Source organism: Streptomyces sp. NPDC088354, from assembly GCF_044753585.1.
Classification (GTDB): domain Bacteria; phylum Actinomycetota; class Actinomycetes; order Streptomycetales; family Streptomycetaceae; genus Actinacidiphila.
Genome location: NZ_JBIVNJ010000017.1, coordinates 95,199 through 114,633, shown reverse-complemented (window position 1 = coordinate 114,633; position 19,435 = coordinate 95,199). Strand labels below are relative to the sequence as shown.

Annotated in this window: 19 protein-coding genes; 10 read left to right on the top strand and 9 right to left on the bottom strand. The window is 73.9% G+C overall.

The genetic code is table 11. The features are described from left to right. Window positions 1–29: 29 nt before the first annotated feature. The 5 genes from ACIP98_RS24230 to ACIP98_RS24210 are packed head-to-tail and all read right to left on the bottom strand — an operon-like array spanning window position 30 to window position 5,521. Entirely contained in the window at window positions 30–827 is a 798-nt protein-coding gene (locus ACIP98_RS24230) for a type III pantothenate kinase (RefSeq protein ID WP_401977882.1), read from the bottom strand. After that, window positions 827–1,870, bottom strand: a complete 1,044-nt coding sequence (gene nadC / locus ACIP98_RS24225; protein WP_319663567.1) for a carboxylating nicotinate-nucleotide diphosphorylase — start codon at window positions 1,868–1,870, stop codon at window positions 827–829. Before nadC ends, ACIP98_RS24230 begins: the two co-directional genes overlap by 1 nt. Further along, on the bottom strand, window positions 1,867–3,720 hold the full coding sequence (locus tag ACIP98_RS24220) for an L-aspartate oxidase (RefSeq protein WP_401977880.1): 1,854 nt from the start codon (window positions 3,718–3,720) through the stop codon (window positions 1,867–1,869). The genes nadC and ACIP98_RS24220 overlap by 4 nt, the downstream gene beginning before the upstream one ends. After that, window positions 3,717–4,571 carry a pantoate--beta-alanine ligase gene (panC, locus tag ACIP98_RS24215; RefSeq protein WP_401977878.1) on the bottom strand — a complete coding sequence of 285 codons (855 nt, stop codon included), beginning with the start codon at window positions 4,569–4,571 and terminating at the stop codon, window positions 3,717–3,719. Before panC ends, ACIP98_RS24220 begins: the two co-directional genes overlap by 4 nt. Next, window positions 4,568–5,521 (bottom strand): Rossmann-like and DUF2520 domain-containing protein, encoded by a 954-nt coding sequence (locus tag ACIP98_RS24210; protein ID WP_401977877.1) that lies wholly within the window; start codon window positions 5,519–5,521, stop codon window positions 4,568–4,570. Before ACIP98_RS24210 ends, panC begins: the two co-directional genes overlap by 4 nt. A 101-nt stretch (window positions 5,522–5,622) precedes the next feature. Here ACIP98_RS24210 and ACIP98_RS24205 point away from each other — a divergent pair, with 101 nt between their 5' ends. Further along, a complete protein-coding gene (locus ACIP98_RS24205) occupies window positions 5,623–6,753 on the top strand; it encodes an aminotransferase class I/II-fold pyridoxal phosphate-dependent enzyme (protein ID WP_319663561.1) in 1,131 nt (376 codons plus the stop codon). Window positions 6,754–7,233: 480 nt separating this feature from the next. On the opposite strand, the gene ACIP98_RS24200 is transcribed toward ACIP98_RS24205, so the two are convergent. The 3 genes from ACIP98_RS24200 to cdgB form a co-directional block, all read right to left on the bottom strand. Continuing rightward, on the bottom strand, window positions 7,234–7,938 hold the full coding sequence (locus ACIP98_RS24200; protein ID WP_319663560.1) for a response regulator transcription factor: 705 nt from the start codon (window positions 7,936–7,938) through the stop codon (window positions 7,234–7,236). Window positions 7,939–8,039: 101 nt separating this feature from the next. Then, on the bottom strand, window positions 8,040–9,233 hold the full coding sequence (locus tag ACIP98_RS24195; RefSeq protein ID WP_401977922.1) for a sensor histidine kinase: 1,194 nt from the start codon (window positions 9,231–9,233) through the stop codon (window positions 8,040–8,042). 123 nt (window positions 9,234–9,356) lie between these two features. Beyond that, on the bottom strand, window positions 9,357–11,003 hold the full coding sequence (cdgB, locus tag ACIP98_RS24190; RefSeq protein ID WP_319663559.1) for a diguanylate cyclase CdgB: 1,647 nt from the start codon (window positions 11,001–11,003) through the stop codon (window positions 9,357–9,359). 374 nt (window positions 11,004–11,377) lie between these two features. On the opposite strand from cdgB, the gene ACIP98_RS24185 reads away from it, so the two are divergent. Then, window positions 11,378–11,911, top strand: a complete 534-nt coding sequence (locus ACIP98_RS24185; RefSeq protein WP_401977875.1) for a flavin reductase family protein — start codon at window positions 11,378–11,380, stop codon at window positions 11,909–11,911. A 44-nt stretch (window positions 11,912–11,955) separates the two neighbouring features. Here the strand turns inward: ACIP98_RS24185 and arfB are convergent, their stop codons facing one another. Further along, window positions 11,956–12,399 (bottom strand): alternative ribosome rescue aminoacyl-tRNA hydrolase ArfB, encoded by a 444-nt coding sequence (gene arfB / locus ACIP98_RS24180; protein WP_319663558.1) that lies wholly within the window; start codon window positions 12,397–12,399, stop codon window positions 11,956–11,958. 134 nt (window positions 12,400–12,533) lie between these two features. Between arfB and ACIP98_RS24175 the strand changes: the two genes are divergently transcribed. The 8 genes from ACIP98_RS24175 (at window position 12,534) to ACIP98_RS24140 (ending at window position 19,352) form a co-directional block, all read left to right on the top strand. After that, window positions 12,534–13,109, top strand: coding sequence for a TerD family protein (locus ACIP98_RS24175; RefSeq protein WP_319663557.1), 576 nt, complete (start codon window positions 12,534–12,536; stop codon window positions 13,107–13,109). Window positions 13,110–13,192: 83 nt separating this feature from the next. Beyond that, complete coding sequence (locus ACIP98_RS24170) at window positions 13,193–13,507, top strand: hypothetical protein (RefSeq protein ID WP_319663556.1); 315 nt, start codon at window positions 13,193–13,195, stop codon at window positions 13,505–13,507. Next, window positions 13,507–13,758 carry a GNAT family N-acetyltransferase gene (locus tag ACIP98_RS24165; RefSeq protein ID WP_319663554.1) on the top strand — a complete coding sequence of 84 codons (252 nt, stop codon included), beginning with the start codon at window positions 13,507–13,509 and terminating at the stop codon, window positions 13,756–13,758. The genes ACIP98_RS24170 and ACIP98_RS24165 overlap by 1 nt, the downstream gene beginning before the upstream one ends. After that, window positions 13,755–14,249, top strand: coding sequence for a hypothetical protein (locus ACIP98_RS24160; protein WP_319663553.1), 495 nt, complete (start codon window positions 13,755–13,757; stop codon window positions 14,247–14,249). Before ACIP98_RS24165 ends, ACIP98_RS24160 begins: the two co-directional genes overlap by 4 nt. Before the next feature lie 73 nt (window positions 14,250–14,322). Beyond that, window positions 14,323–14,748: an SHOCT domain-containing protein gene (locus tag ACIP98_RS24155; protein WP_319663552.1), complete on the top strand. Its 426-nt coding sequence runs from the start codon at window positions 14,323–14,325 to the stop codon at window positions 14,746–14,748. A gap of 100 nt (window positions 14,749–14,848) precedes the next feature. Further along, window positions 14,849–15,844 carry a zinc-binding dehydrogenase gene (locus tag ACIP98_RS24150; protein ID WP_401977873.1) on the top strand — a complete coding sequence of 332 codons (996 nt, stop codon included), beginning with the start codon at window positions 14,849–14,851 and terminating at the stop codon, window positions 15,842–15,844. Between the two features lie 91 nt (window positions 15,845–15,935). After that, complete coding sequence (locus ACIP98_RS24145; RefSeq protein ID WP_401977920.1) at window positions 15,936–17,108, top strand: GDSL-type esterase/lipase family protein; 1,173 nt, start codon at window positions 15,936–15,938, stop codon at window positions 17,106–17,108. Between the two features lie 204 nt (window positions 17,109–17,312). Continuing rightward, window positions 17,313–19,352, top strand: a complete 2,040-nt coding sequence (locus ACIP98_RS24140; protein WP_401977872.1) for a glycosyl hydrolase family 28-related protein — start codon at window positions 17,313–17,315, stop codon at window positions 19,350–19,352. Window positions 19,353–19,435 lie beyond the last annotated feature (83 nt).

Sequence of the window (19,435 nt, the reverse complement as noted above, 5' to 3'; positions counted from 1 at the left end):
GGCGGCCGTCCGGGGCCGTCGCCCGCCCGTCAGGTCGCCTGGACGTTGCGCTCGTAGACCAGGCGCAGCCCGATGAGGGTCAGCCACGGTTCGTGGACGTCGATGGCCGCCGACTCGCCCAGCACCAGGGGCGCCAGGCCGCCGGTGGCGATGACGGTGACATCGTCGGGGTCGTCCGCGAGCTCCCGGGCCATCCGCTCGGTCACGCCGTCCACCTGGCCCGCGAAGCCGTACAGGATGCCGGACTGCATCGCCTCGATGGTGTTCTTGCCGATGACGCTGCGCGGCCGGGTCAGCTCGACCTTGCGCAGCTGCGCGCCGCGCGCCCCGAGGGCGTCCACGGAGATCTCGATGCCCGGGGCGATGGCGCCGCCGGCGTACTCGCCGCGCGCGGTGACCGCGTCGAAGGTGGTGGCCGTGCCGAAGTCCACGACGATGCACGGGCCGCCGTACAGGTGCACGGCGGCCAGCGAGTTGATGATCCGGTCCGAGCCGACTTCCTTGGGGTTGTCGGCGAGCACCGGGACGCCGGTCTTGACCCCGGGCTCCACCAGGACCGCGGGGACGTCGCCGTAGTAGCGGCGGGTCACCTCGCGCAGCTCGTGCAGCACGGAGGGGACCGTGGAGCAGATCGCGATGCCGTGGATGTTGTCGCCGAGCTCCTCGCCGAGCAGCGGGTGCATGCCCATCAGGCCCTGCATCAGGACCGCCAGCTCGTCCGCCGTGCGGCGCGGGTCGGTGGAGACCCGCCAGTGCTCGACGATCTCGTCCCCGTCGAACAGTCCCAGGACGGTGTGGGTGTTGCCGACGTCGATGGTGAGCAGCATCAGTCCCGCTCCGGTCCGTCACCCGCGGGACCGGCGGCATCCGCGGCGCGCAGGTCGAGACCGATGTCGAGGATCGGCGAGGAGTGGGTCAGCGCGCCCACGGCCAGGTAGTCCACGCCGGTATCGGCGTAGGCGCGGGCGGTCTCCAGGGTGAGCCGGCCCGAGGACTCCAGGGCGGCGCGGCCGGCGACCAGCGCGACGGCCTCTTCGGTCTCGGCCGGGGTGAAGTTGTCCAGCAGGATCAGGTCCGCGCCCGCCTCCAGGACCTCGCGGACCTGGTGCAGGGTGTCGGCCTCGACCTCGATGGCCAGGTCGGGGAACTCCTCCCGCACGGCCTTGAAGGCCGCGGCGACGCCGCCCGCGGCGACCACGTGGTTGTCCTTGACCAGGGCGGCGTCCGACAGCGACATGCGGTGGTTGACGCCGCCGCCGCAGCGCACCGCGTACTTCTCCAGCGCGCGCAGGCCCGGGGTGGTCTTGCGGGTGTCGCGGACCCGGGTCTTCGTGCCCTCCAGCAGGTCCGCCCAGCGGCGGGTCGTGGTGGCGATGCCGGACATCCGGCACAGCAGGTTGAGCGCGCTGCGCTCGGCGGTCAGCAGGTCCCTCGTCCGGGTGCGGACGGAGAGCAGCACCTGGCCCGCCTCGACCCGGTCGCCGTCCTCGACGTGCCGCTCGACCTCGAACTCGTCGGTGCAGACGACGGACAGGATCGCCTCGGCGACCCGCAGCCCGGCCACCACGCCCGCCTCACGGGCGGTGAAGTCGCCGGTGGCGAAGGCGTCCTCGGGGATCGTGGCGACGGTGGTGACGTCCACCCCGCCGTCCAGGTCCTCCTCGATCGCCATGTGGGCGATGTCCTCGACCAGTACCGGGTCCAGCCCGGCGTCCGCCAGCAGCTGGGCCAGGCCCGGGTCGAGACCGCACTCGTCCGGGTCGTACGCGTGCTCCTCGCCGGCGCCGCAGCCGCAGCCGTCACCGCAGCCACCGCCCCCGCCGCCGCTCGGGCCGCCGATCTGCAGGAGGGGTTGGTCGGGCGTGCTCATCGCTGCTGCTCCGTTCCAGGGCGGGTCGGGTGAGGTCCCCCGGGCAGGGGGCCGGGGGCGAAGTCCGCTGTGTCGGTGGTGCGGATGGTGAGAGTAGCGGGTGCGGCGGGCACCGCTCCGCCCGGCCGGAGGCCGTGGGAGGCGGGGGGATCGAGGGTGGCGACGATGTGCCGGCGCCACGTGGCGTCGTCCCGCTCGGGACGGTCCTCGCGCCAGTGGCAGCCGCGGGTCTCCTCGCGGCGCCGGGCGGCCTCGACCAGTACTCGCGCGACCAGGCAGAGGTTGGACGCCTCCCAGGTCTCCACGCACGGCTCGGCGGTCTTGCCGTCGCGTTCCAGCAGCTCGGCGGCGTCGGCGTACATCCGGTGCAGCGCTTCGGCCGCCTCCTCCAGGCTGGCGGCGCTGCGCAGCACGCCCGCCCCGCGCGTCATGATCCGCTGGATCCCGTACCGCGCCTCGGAGGGCAGCAGCGGGAAGCGGCTCGGGGCGGGGATCACGGGGGCGCCGGGGGCGGCCGGGTGCGCGGCGATGTCGGCGGCGATCCGCTCCGCGAAGACCAGCCCTTCGAGGAGGGAGTTCGACGCGAGCCGGTTGGCGCCGTGCACGCCGGTGCAGGCGACCTCGCCGCAGGCGTACAGGCCCGGCACGGTCGTACGGCCGCGCAGGTCGGTGCGGACCCCGCCGGAGGCGTAGTGCGCGGCCGGGGCGACCGGGATCGGCTCGGTCACCGGGTCGATGCCGTGGGCGCGGCAGGCGGCCAGGATCGTGGGGAAGCGCTTGCTCCACATCTCGGCCCCGAAGTGGCGGCCGTCGAGGTACATGTGCTCGGCGCCGGTCTCCTGCATCCGGCGCGTGATGCCCTTGGCGACGATGTCCCGCGGGGCCAGCTCGGCCAGTTCGTGCTGCCCCTGCATGAAGCGCACGCCGTCGGCGTCCACGAGATGGGCGCCCTCGCCGCGCACCGCCTCGGAGACCAGCGGCTGCTGGCCCTCCGCGTCCGCGCCGAGGAAGAGCACCGTCGGGTGGAACTGCACGAACTCCAGGTCCGAGACCTCCGCCCCGGCGCGCAGCGCCAGCGCCACGCCGTCACCGGTCGACACCGAGGGGTTGGTCGTCGCGGAGAACACCTGGCCCATGCCGCCGGTGGCCAGCACCACGGCCCGGGCCCGGACCGAGCCGACCCCGTCGCGCTGCCCCTCGCCCATGACGTGCAGGGTCACCCCGGCGGTGTTGCCAGCGGCGTCGGTGAGCAGGTCCAGGACGAGGGCGTTCTCGATGAGTTCGATCCTCCCCTGGCCTTCGGCATGGGGGACCCCACCCTGGCCTTCGGCATGGGGGACCCCACCCTGGCCTTCGGCATGGGGGACCCCGGCTTCCCGCACGGCCTCGATCAGGGCGCGGGAGATCTCCGCGCCCGTCGCGTCGCCGCCGGCGTGCGCGATACGGCGGCGGTGGTGGCCGCCCTCGCGGGTCAGCAGGATCTCGCCGGTGGTCTCGCTGGTGTCGAAGTGCGCACCGGTCGCCATCAGCCGCCGCACCGCGTCGGGGCCCTCGGTGACCAGGACGCGGACCGCCTCCTCGTCGCACAGCCCGGCGCCCGCCACCAGGGTGTCGTCCAGGTGCTGCGCCGGGGTGTCGCCCTCGCCGAGGGCCGCGGCGATGCCGCCCTGGGCCCAGCGGGTGGAGCCGTCGTCGAGATGGGCCTTGGTCACGACGGTGACCTTGGCCCCCTGCGCGGCGCAGCGCAGCGCGACCGTCAGCCCGGCCACGCCGGACCCGACCACCACCACGTCCGCCTCGTGCGCCCAGCCGGGCGCGGGGGCGAGCAGCCGTATGCCGGTGGTGCTCATCGGGTGCCTCCGAAGTCGAGTGGCAGGTTGTCGATCAGCCGGGTCGCCCCGACCCGGGCGGCGACGGCGAGCACCGCGGGTCCGGTGTGGTCCGGGGACGCCTCGGAGAAGTCCCGGGGGTCGGCGAGGGCGAGGTAGTCCACGCCCACGCCCTCGGCGCCGTCCAGCACTTCCCTGGCGGCGGCCCGTACGGCCTCCGGCCCCTGCCCGGCCGCGTCACGGCCGGCGAACAGGGCGCGGGACAGGGCCAGGGCGGTGCGGCGCTCCCCCTCGGAGAGGTAGCGGTTGCGGCTGGACAGGGCCAGGCCGTCCGGCTCGCGCACGGTGGGGACGCCGACGATCTCGACGGGGAAGTTCAGGTCGGTGGCCATGCGCCGGATCAGCGCGAGCTGCTGGGCGTCCTTCTGGCCGTAGAACGCGACGTCGGGCCGGGTCAGGTGGAGCAGCTTGGCGACGACGGTGAGCATCCCGTCGAAGTGGCCCGGGCGGGAGGCGCCCTCGTACCGCTCGCCCATCGGCCCTGCCCCGACGCGCACCTGGGGCTGCCCGCCGGGGTAGACCTCCTCGACGGAGGGGGCGAACACCACGTCGGCGCCCGCCTGTTCGGCGACCTTGAGGTCGGCGTCGAGGGTGCGCGGGTAGCGGTCGAAGTCCTCGTTCGGGCCGAACTGCAGCGGATTGACGAAGACGGTGACCACCACGGTGCCCTCGCCGACCCGCCCGCGGGCGGTGCGGATCAAGGTGGCGTGGCCCTCGTGCAGGGCGCCCATCGTCATGACGACGCCGGTCGCGCCGGAGCGGCCCTCGACGGCCGCCCTCAGCTCGCGCGCGGTGTGGACCAGTTCGGTCATCGCTCTCCCCGTTCTCCGCCGCCGGTTCCCGCGGCCCCGTCGGCGAGTACGCCGAGCAGCGCCTCGGCGAACTCGGCTTTCAGCAGTCCGCCCGCCAGGGCGCGGTCCGCGGTGGCGCGGGCCATCGCGAGGTAGGAGGCCGCCATCTCCGGCGCGTGCTCGCGCAGTTCGGACAGATGGGCGGCGACCGTGCCGGCGTCGCCGCGGGCCACGGGGCCGGTCAGTGCGGCGTCGCCGGAGCGCAGGGCGTTGTCGAGGGCGGCGCCGAGCAGCGGGCCGAGCATGCGGCCGGGCTCGGCGACCCCGGAGGCGCGCAGCAGTTCCATGGACTGCGCGACGAGGGTGACCAGGTGGTTGGCTCCGATGGCCAGGCCCGCGTGGTAGAGCGGCCGGGCGGACTCCTCGATCCACTCCGGCTCACCGCCCATCTCGATGACCAGCGCCTCGGCGGCCATCCGCAGCTCCTGCGGGGCCGTGACGCCGAAGGAGCAGCCGGCCAGCCGCTGCACGTCGACGGAGGTACCGGTGAAGGTCATCGCCGGGTGCAGCGCGAGCGGCAGCGCGCCCGCGCGCAGCGCCGGGGCCAGGACACCGGTGCCGTACCGGCCTGAGGTGTGCACCAGCAGCTGGCCCTGCCGTACGGCACCGGTCTCGGCGAGCCCGGTCACCAGGTCCGGCAGCGCGTCGTCGGGGACGGTGAGCAGCACCAGCTCGGCGCGGGCCAGCACCTCGGCGGGCTCCACGAGCGGCACGTCGGGCAGCAGGGCGGCGGCCCGGCGGCGGGAGGCGTCGGAGACACCGGACGCGGCGACGGGGCGGTGCCCGGCCATCCGCAGCGCGGCGGCGAGCGTGGGACCGACCCGGCCCGCGCCGACGACGCCGACCGTGAGCCGCGCGGGGCGGGCCTCCACGTCGGGGGGCAGGGGCCCCGGGGAGTGCGATGCGTTCACGCTGGCTTGCCTTCCGTTCCAGTCCTCGCGGGGGTACCGGACGTTCTCGTCAATGCTACGCGAATGTTCCCCGGCGCCCTCCGGCACGGCAGGATCGGGGCATGACCTCTGCGGACGACGAGAAGGCGCGGCGGATCGCCGCCGTCAACGCCTGCGACCGGGTGCTGTCGCACGGCACGTACCCGACGATGCGGGACCGGCTGGCCCGGCTGGCGGCCAGGGACGGGCTGGACGGCCCCACCGACATGTACGGGGACGGCATCGTGGCCGAGGTGGAGCAGCGGGTGGCCCGGCTGCTCGGCACCGAGGAGGCGGTCTGGTTCCCGACCGGCACCATGGCACAGCAGGTCGCGCTGCGCTGCTGGGCGGGCCGCACCGGCAACCCCACCGTCGCCCTGCACCCGCTGGCCCACCCCGAACGGCACGAGCGCGGGGCGCTGTCGGCGCTCAGCGGGCTGCGGACCGTGCACCCGACCACCGCGCGACGGCTGCCGGACGCCCAGGAGATACGCGAACTGGACGAGCCCTTCGGCACGCTCATGCTGGAACTGCCGCTGCGCGACGCCGGTTTCGTCCTGCCCTCCTGGGAGGACCTGACGGCGACCGTGGAGGCCGCGCGTGAGCGCGACGCGGTCGTCCACTTCGACGGCGCCCGGCTGTGGGAGTGCCCGCCGCACTTCGGGAAGCCGCTGGAGGAGATCGCGGGGCTCGCCGACAGCGTCTACGTGTCGTTCTACAAATCCCTCGGCGGAGTCGCGGGCGCCGCCCTGGCCGCGCCGTCCGCACTGGCCGCCGAGGCCCGCGCCTGGCGCCACCGCTACGGCGGCCTGCTCTTCCAGCAGTGGCCGACCGTCCTGGCGGCGCTGGACGGGCTGGACCGCGAACTGCCCCGGCTGCCGGAGTACGTGGCCCACGCCAAGACGGTCGCCGCGGCCCTGCGCCGGAGCCTGACGCAGGCCGGGTGGGCCCGGGTGCACCCGGACGTGCCGCACACCCACCAGTTCCAGGTGTGGCTGCTCGAGGCGCCCGAGGTGCTCAACGAGGCGGGCGTGCGGCAGGCGGAGGAGACCCGCAACGCGCTCTTCGGACGCTGGTCCGCGGGCGAGGCGCCGGGGACGTCGATGACCGAGGTGACGGTCGCCGCCTCCGCCCTGGAGTGGGACGCGGACGACGTCGCCGGGGCCGTGGACGACTTCCTCGGCTACGTGCGCGAGGTCCGCAAGGAGTCGTAGCCCGCTCCTGGACGCCCCGGCAGCCCAGGGTGCGGGCGCTCTGCGGGAGAGGCCGAGGGCACGGTCGGTGGCCGCCGGGCGGCAGATTGGCGGGGATGTGCGGAGCGACCGGGCGGGCCACCCGCCCGCCCGGGAACCCGGCGACGGCCGCCGCGGCGTGCTCGCCGTCGAGCCCGGCGACCCGCGACTCCGCGTCGCCGGGACGACGCTCGACGTCCGCCAAGGCCCCCGGAACGGTCTGGGGTGTCCCCCGGTGACCGCGCGGTCGGCCGGCAGTGCCACGAGCCCGCCCACGGACTCCCGCGCGGCCGCGGGGCCCCAGCCGTTCGTACGCGCGAGGGCGCGGTCGGTGCGCGCCGGTGCCGCGTCTCATCGCCCCGCGTCTTTGCCCAACGATGTGGCCGCCCGTCGAACCGCCGTGCCGCCCGGCACGGTCCTCTGGAACCGGCCACCGTCCTCGACGGCGACGTACAGGCCCGGCTAGGCCGCGCCGCCGCCGGCCCGGACGAGGCCGGTCTCGTAGGCCAGCACCACGGCCTGGACGCGGTCGCGCAGGCCGAGCTTGGTGAGGATGCGGCCGACGTGGGTCTTCACGGTCGCCTCGCTCAGCACCAGTTTCGCGGCGATCTCCCCGTTGGACAGGCCCTGGGCGACCAGCAGCAGCACCTCCCGCTCGCGGTCGGTCAGCCGGTCCAGCTCCTTGTGGCTGGGCTGGGACACGCTCGGCAGCAGGGGCGTGAAGCGGTCCAGCAGCCGGCGGGTGGTGCTGGGCGCCACGACCGCGTCGCCGCTGTGGACGGCGCGGATGGCGGCCAGCAGCTCGTCCGGCGGGACGTCCTTGAGCATGAAGCCGCTGGCGCCCGCCTTGAGCGCGGAGAAGGCGTACTCGTCGAGGTCGAAGGTGGTCAGGATCAGCACCCGGGGGCCGTCGCCGGGCTCCCGGCCGCGGGCCCCGGTGCCGTCCGGGGCCGCGCAGATCAGCCGGGTCGCCTCCACCCCGTCGAGCTTCGGCATGCGGACGTCCATCAGCACGACGTCCACCGCGGCGGTGCGCAGCGTCTCCACCGCCTCCGCGCCGTCACCCGCCTCGGCGACGACCTCCATGTCCGGCTGCGCCTGCAGCACCATGCGGAAGCCGGTGCGCAGCAGCACCTGGTCGTCGACGAGCATCACGCGGATCGCCATGGGTACCGGTGCCTCTTTCCCTGTGTCTGGTCGTGCGCTGTCCGGTCCGTGCCGGCCGTTCCCGGCACGGCGTCACGTCGGTCACATCGGTCACATCGCCGCTACCGCGCGGCCTTCACGGGCAGTACGGCGCTGATCCGGAAGCCGCCGCCGGGCCGCGGGCCGGCGTCGAGGGTGCCGGCGACCATGCCGACCCGCTCACGCATGCCGATCAGGCCCTGGCCCTGCCCGTCCTCGCCGCCCGACTCGTACAGGTCCTGCTGGGCGCCGCGCCCGTCGTCCTCGATCAGCAGGGCCAGTTCGCTGTCGCGGAAGGTGAGCCGCACATTGGCCCGCACGTCGGGGCCGCCGTGCTTGCGGGTGTTGGTCAGGGCCTCCTGGACGATCCGGTACGCGGTGAGCTCCACGCCGCTGGCCAGCGGGCGGGAGTCGCCCTCCACCTCGAAGACCACCGGCAGCCCCGCGCCGCGCACCTGCTCGACGAGGTCGCCGAGCTGGTCGACGCCGGGCTGCGGCACGTACTCCCCGCCGACGGCGTCCCCGGCGCGCAGCAGGCCCAGCAGCCGGCGCATCTCGGTGAGCGCCTGGCGGCCGGTGCTGGAGATGGTCTCCAGGGCCTGCTTGGCCTGCTCGGGCGAGGCGTCCAGCACATAGGCGGCGCCGTCGGCCTGGACCACCATGACCGACACGTTGTGCGCGACGACATCGTGCAGCTCGCGGGCGATCCGGGCGCGCTCGGCCGCCACCGCGGCCTTGGACTGGGCCTCGCGTTCGCGCTGGAGGCGGGCCGCCCGCTCCTCCAGCTCCGCGTAGTAGGCGCGGCGGGTGCGCAGGCTGTCGCCGATGACCCAGGCCAGGGCGAAGGGGATGGCCAGGAAGAACGCCCCGACGACCTGGCTCCAGCCGCTCTGCTGCGCGCTGGGCCAGCGCACCGACGCTATGGGGGAGGCCAGGAGGCCGCCGACGAGCGCCAGCCGGGAGGCCCACAGGGCGCCGTTCGCGGCGACGGTGTAGATGATCACGAGCAGGGCGAAGTCGCCCGGATTGATCCGGACGTCGGCGACCAGCTGCAGGACGCCGACCGCGATCGCCACCAGCAGCATCCGCTCCGGCGCCCTGCGGCGCAGCGCCACCACCAGGGACAGCGCCACGCACAGCGCGGCGGCCGTCGCCCGCGAGTCCGTGCCGAGGTCCCCCGTCGCCATCCACAGGCACGACAGCCCGAGCAGGGCGACGGCCCAGAAGGTGTCGACCCAGGTCGGGTGCCGGCGGAGGAAGTCGTAGAGGCGCTGCACGTAACCCAGCGTAGGCACGGTGGATGCGTGCGGGAGTCAACCGGCAGAGCGATCCCGGGTACTCCGCAGGTTGGACGTGGGCCCTGTTCCGGAGGACGAGCCGGGGGCGGTGGACGCGGCCGTTCAGCCCGCGCGGCGGTGGCTGCGCGTGCCGTTGCGGGAGCGCTTCTCGATGTACATGCGCTGGTCGGCGGAGTGCAGCACCTCGTCGGCGGTCATGCCGCAGCCCGCCCAGCCGATGCCGAAGCTCGCCCCGACCCGGACCGCGCGCCCCTCGAAGCGGATCGGGGGGATGATCGCGTTCCGCAGCCGCACGGCGAGGTCCTCGGCGTCCTCGCGGCCCAGGCCGTCGGCGAGGACGACGAACTCGTCGCCGCCGAGTCTGGCAACGGTGTCACCGTCCCGCACGGCGCTGGTGAGCCGGCGGGCGACCTCGATGAGGACCGCGTCGCCGGTGTGGTGGCCGAACCGGTCGTTGATCGACTTGAAGCCGTCCAGGTCGCAGAAGAGCACCGCGAGGCCCTTGCCGCCCTCGGGGTCGTCGGCGGGCGGGAGGGTGTGCGTGTGGTGGTCGTAGCCGGCCAGCGGGGGCACGCCGCCCTCGATCGGGTCGAAGCCGTAGCTGTACGCGAACTCGTCGCCGCCCGCGTCCGCCGCGGTGTGGCCGTCGGCGTCCGGGGCCTGCGGCCGGGAGCAGATGCGTCCGGACAGCCGGGCGCGCAGTTCGGCGCTGTTGGGCAGGCCGGTGAGCGAGTCGTGGCTGGCGCGGTGGGCGAGGGCCAGTTCGCGGCCCTTGCGCTCCTCGATGTCCTCGACGTGGGTGAGCAGGAAGCGCGGTCCGTCGGCGGTGTCGGCGACGACGGAGTTGCGCAGGCTCACCCACAGGTAGGAGCCGTCGCGGCGCTGCAGCCGCAGTTCGGCGCGGCCGCCCTCGGCGCTGGTGCGCAGCAGGACGCCGACGTCCTCGGGGTGGACCAGGTCGGAGAAGGAGTGGCGGCGCAGCAGGGCCGCGGGACGCCCGAGCAGCCGGCACAGCGCGTCGTTGGTCCGCACCAGCTTGCCGTGCTGGTCCCCGCCCATCTCGGCGATGGCCATGCCGCTGGGGGCGTACTCGAAGGCCTGCCGGAAGCTCTCCTCGCTGGCCCGCAGCGCCTGCTGCTCGCGTTCCAGACGGACCAGCGCGCGCTGCATATTTGCCCGTAGACGCGCGTTGCTGATCGCGATGGCGGCCTGGAAGGCGTACATCTGCAGCGCCTCGCGGCCCCAGGGGCCGGGACGGCGGCCGCCGACCGGGCGGTCCACGGAGATCACGCCGATCAGTTCGCCGGCCCCGGAGGGGTTGGCGTACATCGGGGCGATCAGCCGGTCCTCGGGATGCCACTCGTCGGGGAAGCGGGGCAGCGGTCCGTCGCCCGGCCAGCCGGGGACGTCGTCACCGTCCAGCACCCAGCCCTCGTGGTGGGGTATGAAGCGCAGGTTGCCCCAGCGCTCGCCCATGGTCAGCCGGCGCTCCCAGGAGGCGCGCGAGCCCACGCGTCCGGCCATCAGGGCCTCGGCGGCGGCGCTTCCCGCGACGGCGGCGACCACCAGGTCGCCGTCCGGGCGGACCAGGTTGACCACGGCCAGCTCGAAGCCCAGGCCCTTGACCACCCCGTCGGCGACCGCCTGCAGGGTGTCGGCGAGGCTGCGCCCGGTGTTGAGGTCCGCCACCACCTGGTGCACCTGGCGCAGGGTCGCGAGACGGACATACGGCTCCGACTCGGTGTCCATGCGCTCTCCCGGGCCCTCGACGACAACTCCTGAGACTGCTTGTGGTCCGTTGTGGTCCGATTCCCACCGCAACTGAATCACAGCGAGCACCACGACCGGTACACAGGGTCAACAATTCATGCCACCTGTGACTCAAGTCACAGATGATTGTCGTGTTCCGATCACGCAGCGTAGGGCTCGCCAGGGGATTGCCTTCACCCATTGAACACAAGCGGCCAGGTGAGCGGGGGTAGGACAGCGGAACCGGGGTGCGGGGGGAGGTCCTAGGACCAGGCTCGATCCGAAGTCCGATGCGGGTGCGGCGCCGGTACGGCTAGCGTCGTGGCGTGCCACAGTCAACCACCTCCCCGCCCCGCATCCCGCATCCTGGGACCGTGCCCGACGGTCCTGAGCCAGAGCTCCCGGTCGTGGACGGCGAAGCCTTCCGCGCCGCCCTGAGCCGACTCGCCGCGGGTGTCGTCCTCGTGACCGCCCACGACCCCGAGGACGGCCCGAACGGCGAGGACGTCGGCATGACCGCGACCGCCTTCATCTCGGTCTCCCTGGACCCGCCCATGGTGCTGGTGAGCCTGCGCGAGGACTCCCGGATGGACGACGTGCTGGAGCGCTGCCCGCGGTGGGCCGTCTCCCTGCTCAGCGAGAGCCAGCGGCACATCGCCGGGCGCTTCGCGATGCGCGGCCGCATCAGCGACCGCCTGCTGTTCGAGGACGTGGCCTACTACCGCGGCGAGGCGTCCGGCGCCCCCGTCCTCGGCGGCGGCCTGGCGGTCCTGGAGTGCGAGACCGAGCAGCGCGTGACGGCGGGCGACCACACCCTGGTCGTCGGACGGGTGCTGACCGCCCGCACGCCCAGCGCCGACGGGGCGCCCCTGGTGTACTTCCGCGGCCGCTACCGGCACCTGAGCTGACGCCGGCGCCCCGCACGGGCCCGGTGCCACCCGGCCCGCACGGCTCAGTTCCAGCCCCGCGGGTCGCGCCCGCGCTTGGTCTCGCCGCGCTGCTTCTTCTCCCGCAGTCGCCGCTCGTTGATCCCGCGCGGGATCTTCGTCGGCCGGCGCACCCTCGGCGGCGGCGCGGTGGCCTCCGCGAGCAGCGCCGCGAGACGCGTCAGCGCCGTCTCCCGGTTCCGCCACTGCGAGCGGTGCTCCGAGGCCCGTACCACCACCACACCGCCCACCAGGCGGGACGCGAGGCGCTCCAGGGCTCGTTCCTTCCACACCGGCGGCAGGCACTCCGTGGCGGCCAGGTCGAAGCGCAGCTCCACCTGGCTGTCGGAGGTGTTCACATGCTGGCCGCCCGGCCCGGACGACCTGGAGAAACGCCACTGGAGCTCGGCCTCCGGGACGGAGACCGAGCCGCGGACGACGAGCGGCAGCGATCCGGACATGCCCCCCATGATCCCGGCCGGGGGCGCCCACGTCACAGGGTTTTCGCGCCGTCAAGGAACCGTGCGCGCCCCTGACCGCGTTCACCCCTGTGAAGGTAGCGTCATCGTCGGCACGTACGACCGACATCACGGAGGGGACTCCCATGGCTGTAAGCCTGTCCAAGGGCGGCAACGTCTCGCTCACCAAGGAAGCTCCGGGCCTGACGGCCGTCACGGTCGGCCTGGGCTGGGACGTCCGCACGACCACCGGAACCGACTTCGACCTCGACGCGAGCGCGATCGCCCTCAACCCGAGCGGCAAGGTCTACTCCGAGGGCCACTTCGTCTTCTTCAACAACAAGCAGACGCCCGACCAGACCATCGTCCACACCGGCGACAACCGCACCGGCGAGGGCGTGGGCGACGACGAGGCGATCAACGTCAACCTGGCCGGGCTGCCGGCCGACGTCGACCGCATCGTCTTCCCCGTCTCCATCTACGACGCCGAGACGCGCACCCAGAACTTCGGCCAGGTCCGCAACGCCTACATCCGCATCGTCAACCAGGCGGGCGGCACCGAGATCGCCCGCTACGACCTGAGCGAGGACGCGGCCACCGAGACCGCCATGGTCTTCGGCGAGCTCTACCGCAGCGGTGCCGAGTGGAAGTTCCGCGCCGTCGGCCAGGGCTACGCCTCGGGCCTGGCCGGTATCGCCACCGACTTCGGCGTCGGTCTCTGAGCGGCAGGCTCCCGAGCCGCGGGCTCCCGAGCCGCCCGTCAATTCGGGCGCCCCGTGCCCCGCACGCGACGAGCGTGCGGGGCATGCCCCTGTTCGAGTCCCTCGGCCCCCTCGAAGTCCTGGTCCCGCGGGACGGCGCCCTGCCGCCCGGTCTGCTGGGCGAGCTGACGGCGCTGTACGCCTCCAACGCCGCCTTCCACCGGGTGACCGGGGACTTCCCTGACCCCGACCGCGTCACCCCGGAGCAGGTCGCCTCGGCCCTCAACGCCGAACTGACGCACCCCGCCGTGGAGGTGCTGCTCACCCGCGACAGCGCCGACGGCAGCCTGGCCGGCATCGCCGTCACCCTGGCCGAGCACCCGGACCCCTCGATCCGTACCCCTGGATCGGCCTGCTGATGGTGCACGGCGGGCGGCAGCGGGCGGGGCTGGGCCGGGAGCTCGCCGGACGCGTCGAGGCGCGGCTGCGGGCCGCCGGGCGGGACGGCGTGCGCCTGGCGGTGCTCGACGGCAACCCCGGAGCGCTCGCGTTCTGGACCGCGCTCGGCTACCGGGTCGTGGACCACCGCGAGGACCGCCAGATGGGCCGCCCCTGCGCCGTCCTGCACAAGGATCTGCCGCCGGGGACGCCACGTACCATCGGCGGGTGATCGACCTCGGCTACTCGCTCTCCCGCCGCTTCCCCGACCCCCCGCAGACCGACTACCGCACCGCGGACGTGCGGGCGCTGCGCCACGACCTGTTCTGCGGGGACGTCTACCTGGCGGACGTCAAGGCCGACCGCGAACTGTCCACAGCCTGGGGATGGGTACCGGTCCTGGACTTCGCGTGGGCGCTGTGCGCCATCGTCGAGCACCTGGACCGCGACCCGCTCGGCGGCCGCGCGGCCCGCCCCCAGCGCGCGGAGCTGGACTTCACCGAGTCCACCGACCGCCTGCGCTTCGAGCGCCGTTTCGGCTGGGTGGACGTCACCGCCGACTGGGCGCCGGACGAGCCGCCGCTGGCCTTCGCCCACACGGAGCTGCGCCGCGAGGCCCGCGACTTCCTGCACGACCTGATCGCCGACCTCACCGACCTGCACGACGGCCTGGACGCCAACCCGGCGATCTGGGACCTGCAGGCCCGCTTCCCCCGCGTGTGACCCGGACGGCGGTATCGCCCGGACGGCCCCGTCCGGCGTGCGGGGCCCATTTGGCCGCCGTCCACTTGGGGGCATGGACGACTACCCGTTGCTGAACCTGTTCTGGACCATGCTCCTGATCTTCTGCTGGGTGCTGTGGTTCTTCCTGCTCTTCCGGATCATCGGCGACCTCTTCCGTGACCACTCGCTGAACGGGTGGGCCAAGGCCGGCTGGATCATCGTCCTCATCTTCCTGCCCTTCCTCGGCGTGCTGGTCTACGTGATCGCCCGCGGCAAGAGCATGGCCGAAAGGGACCAGAAGCAGGTCAAGGAGGCGGACGCCGCCTTCAAGCAGTACGTCCGCGACGCCGCCGGGAGCGGTTCCGGGGCGGCGGCCGCGGGTGCGCACGGCGCGGCCGGGAGCCCGGTCGACCAGCTCGCCAAGCTCGCCGACCTCAAGAGCAACGGCCACATCAGCGAGGAGGAGTACCAGAAGGCCAAGGCGAAGATCCTGGCGTGACGCGGTTGACCTCAACCCCGGTTGAGGACGAACAGTGGGCGGTGCGGACCCGGTCCGGCCGCCCGCTCACGTTTCCGCGCATCTCCGTAGGGGGCACCTCGTGCACGCCATCGTTCTCCACGCGTTCGGCCCGGCCGCCAACCTGAGGTACGAGAGGACCGAGGACCCCGAGCCCGGCCCCGGTCAGGTGCGGATCGCGGTCGCCGCCGCCGGGGTTCACATGATCGACACCGCGCTGCGCTCGGGCGACTTCGACGGCCCGTACCCGCTGCCCGCCCTGCCGACGGTCCCCGGCCGCGAGGTCGCCGGCACCGTCGACGGCGTCGGGGAGGGCGTCGGCCGCGAGTGGCTCGGCCGGCGTGTCGTCGCCCACCTGGGCATGGTGCCCGGCGGCTACGCCGAACGCGCCGTGACCTCCGTCGACACGCCCCACGTGCTGCCGGACGGGCTGGGCTTCGCCGAGGCCGTCGCCATGGTCGGCACCGGCCGTACGGCGATGGGCATCCTGCGCCAGGCCCCGGTCGGCCCCGCCGACGTCGCCGTGGTGACCGCGGCGGCCGGCGGCATCGGCACCCTGCTCGTCCAGGCCGCCCGGAACGCCGGGGCCACCGTGCTCGGCCTCGCCGGCGGTCCGGCGAAGGCCGCACGGGTACGGGAGCTCGGCGCCGACGCGGCCGTCGACTACACGGCCGACGGCTGGACGGCCGCCGCCCGGGCCGCCCTGGACGGGCGGGCCGCCACCGTCGTCTTCGACGCGGTCTCCGGGGACCTCGGGCGCGGGGCGGTGGACCTGCTCGGCCGGGGCGGGCGGCACGTGGTCTACGGGTGGGCCTCCGGCGGGGCACTGGACCTGTCCGACGAGGAACGGGCCGTACGCGGCATCACCTCCGCTGTCGTCCTCGGCCCGGCCATGGCGCGGGCCGGCGGCCCCGGCGGCCCCGGCGGCCTGCGCGCCCTGGAGGAGGCGGCCCTGGCCGAGGCGGCGGCCGGACGCCTGCGGCCGGCGGTCCACCGCTTCCCGCTCGCGGACGCGGCGGCGGCCCACACCGCGCTGGAGAGCCGGGGCACCGCGGGCAAGGTCGTCCTGATCCCCTGACCAACCCGGTACCCAGGGGCCCGGCGACCCGCCCTCCGCCGGGCCCCGTGTACCGGGTACAGGTCGCGGGCAGGGAGAAAACGTGACAACCGTGCTGCGCGCCCTCCGGGAGATCCCGCTCGACGGCGGGCCCGTGGAGTTCCGGGGCGCCCTCGACCTGGAGCGCACGGAGGCCGGCCTGCTGCCGCGCCGCCTGCCCGCCTGGACTCGCCCGCAGTACCCGGACGCCTTCATGGACGAGGTCACCGCGCTGCCGTCCGGGGTGCGGCTGGCGTTCCGCACCGCGGCCCGTGCCGTCGAACTGGAGCTGCTGACCTCGGTGGTGCAGCTCGACGGGAGTCCGGAGCCGCTGCCCGCGGGGGCGGTCGACCTGACCGTGGACGGCGTGTACGCGGCGACGCGGCCCGCCCCGTGCGGTCACGTCCTGCACAAGCCGGACCTCTTCGCGCCGCCCGCGCGCCGGCAGCGGGGGGTGCCCGGCCGGGTGCGCTTCGAGGGGCTGCCGGAGGGCGAGAAGGACCTCGAACTGTGGCTGCCCCAGCAGACCCGTACCGAAGTGGTCGGGCTCCGGGCCGACGCCGAGGTGCTGCCGCCCCGGCCGACCGGGCGCCCGCGCTGGGTCCACCACGGCAGCTCCATCAGCCACTGCGCCACCGCCGACTCCCCCACCGGCACCTGGCCGGCCCTGGCCGCGAGCCTCGCCGGCGCCGAGGTGGTGAACCTGGGCCTCGGCGGCAACGCCATGCTCGACCCGTACGTCGCCCGCACGATCCGGGACCTGCCGGCCGACCTGATCAGCCTCAAGCTGGGCATCAACATCGTCAACCAGGCCGCCTTCCGGCTGCGTTCGTTCGGGCCCGCGGTGCACGGCTTCCTGGACACCGTCCGCGAGGGCCACCCCGGCACCCCTCTGCTGGTGGTCTCCCCCATCAGCTGCCCCGCGGTGGAGACCACCCCGGGGCCGACCGCGCCCGGCGTCTCCGCCGCCGTCCCGTCCGTCGTCGCGCTCGGCGATCCCGGCGACGTGCCCGGGGGCGCGCTGACCCTGACCGTCATCCGGGCGGAGCTGGCCCGCATCGTCGCCGAACGGGCCGCCGCGGGCGACCGCCGGCTCCACTACCTGGACGGCCGTGAGCTGTTCGGCCCGGACGACGTGGCCGACCTGCCGGACGCCCTGCACCCCAACGCGGCCGGCTACCGGCGCATGGGACACCGCTTCGCCGCCTTCGCCTTCGGCGCCGGTGGGCCCTTCTGCGGCCGCTGAGCCGGCCCCTGCCCGTGCGCAACGATTCACGTAAGCCGCGCAAGAAATGAACAAGGGTCCGCACTTCACCATCAGTGGGCCGAAAACATCGCGCAGGAGCCTTGTGGAGCCGTCCGCCGGGTCCTTACTGTCGCCTCACCTCACGACGTCCGCTCCGCCTCGCACGTCCAGGGCGGTCGCGCCTACGAGAGAAACGAGCTGGGGATGGCAGGGAGCAGCAGGAGCAGGAACACCTGGCGAAGAACGGTCGCAGTGGTCGCGGCGGCGGCCGGGATCGGGCTCGGCCTCGGCGGGACCGCGCAGGCGGGCACCACCGCGGCGAAGGCCGCCGGCCCGGTGGTGACGCGGGCGGCACTGGATCCGGCGCTGGTCGCCGGACGCGGCGCCGACCCGGGGTTCGCCGAGCAGGAGGCGGAGAACGCCGCGACGAACGGCACGGTCATCGGCCCCGGCCGCAGCGCGTACTCCCTCCCCGCGGAGGCGTCCGGGCGGAAGGCGGTGACCCTGCAGCGCGGCCAGTACGTGGAGTTCACACTGCCCAGCGCCGCCAACGCGATCACCGTGCGGTACAGCATCCCGGACGCGCCGGGCGGCGGCGGCATCACCGCGCCGCTCGACGTGACGGCCGGCGGGCAGGGCCGCCGGACCATGACGCTCACCTCGCAGTACGCCTGGCTCTACAACCAGTACCCGTTCTCCAACGACCCCCGGGCCGGCCTCCTGCACGACGACTGGTGGATCACCGAGTGCGGCTGCGTACCGAACGCCACCACCCCGGCGCCGGTGATCGACAAGCCGTTCCGGCCGAACCACTTCTACGACGAGCAGCGGCTGCCGCTGGGCCGGACGTACAAGGCGGGCGAGAAGATCAGGCTCACCGTCCCCGCCAGGGCCGGCGCCGTGACGACCACGATCGACCTGCTGGACACGGAGCTGGTGGCCGCCCCACGGGTCGCCCTCGTCGCCGCGAACGTGCTCGCCTTCGGCGCCGACCCGACCGGGCGCCGGGACTCCGCGGGCGCCATCGACAAGGCCATCGCCTTCGCGCGGCGCGCACACCTGAAGGTGTACATCCCGCCGGGCACGTACCAGGTCAACCGTCACATCGTCGTGGACGACGTGACGATCGAGGGCGCCGGCAACTGGTGGACCGTCATCAAGGGCAAGGAGGTGGCCCTCGGCACCCCGGCGCCGGACGGTTCGGTGCACACCGGGGTCGGCTTCTACGGCAAGGACGCCTCCGCCGGCGGCAGCCACGACGTCCACCTGTCGGGCTTCGCGATCGAGGGCGACGTCCGTGAGCGCATCGACACCGACCAGGTGAACGGCATCGGCGGGGCGCTCTCCGACTCCACGATCAAGGACCTGTACATCCACCACACCAAGGTGGGCATGTGGTTCGACGGCCCGATGTCGAACCTGCGGATCACCGGCAACGTGATCACCGACCAGATCGCCGACGGCCTCAACTTCCACACCGGCGTGACCGATTCGGTGGTCAGCGACAACTTCGTCCGCAACTCCGGCGACGACGGGCTGGCCATGTGGTCGGAGAAGACCGCGAACGCCCGCAACACCTTCGACCACAACACGGTGCAGACCCCCGTGCTCGCCAACGGCATCGCCGTCTACGGCGGCACGGACAACACGGTCTCCGGCAACCTGATCGCCGACCCGATCCGCGAGGGCAGCGCCCTGCAGGTGGGTTCCCGCTTCGGCGCCCAGCCGTTCGCCGGGCATCTGTGGATCACCGACAACACCACGGTGCGGGCGGGCACTTACGAGCTGAACTGGAACATCGGGCTCGGGGCGATCTGGTTCTACGCGCTGGAGAAGACCATCGACGCCGACATCCGCGTGACCGGCGACCACTTCCTCGACAACACCTACAACGCGATCATGCTGGTCTCCGACTTCCCGGTGAAGGACGCCTATTCCATCAGCAACGTGCACTTCAAGGACATCCGGGTCGACGGCACCGGCACCTCCGTGGTGAGCGCGCGGGCCGCGGGCTCCGCGTCCTTCGAGAACGTCGACGCCCGCAACGTGGGCGCGGTCGGGGTGAACAACTGCGGTTCGTTCAACTTCCCGGCCACCGGTTCGGAGTTCTCGCTCGGAGACCTCGGCGGCAACGACGGCGGCGGAACGACCGGGCCCTGGCTCGCCTCCTGGGAGCTGCCCAACACCATCACCTGCGACGACCGCCCGCCGGTGGTCGTCCCGCCGGCGCCCTCCACCTGGTAGGCCCGGCCCCCCGTCACGGACCGGCGCCCTCGTACCGCACCGTGTGGTACGGGGGCGCCCGCACGCTTCGATCCGGCCGATAT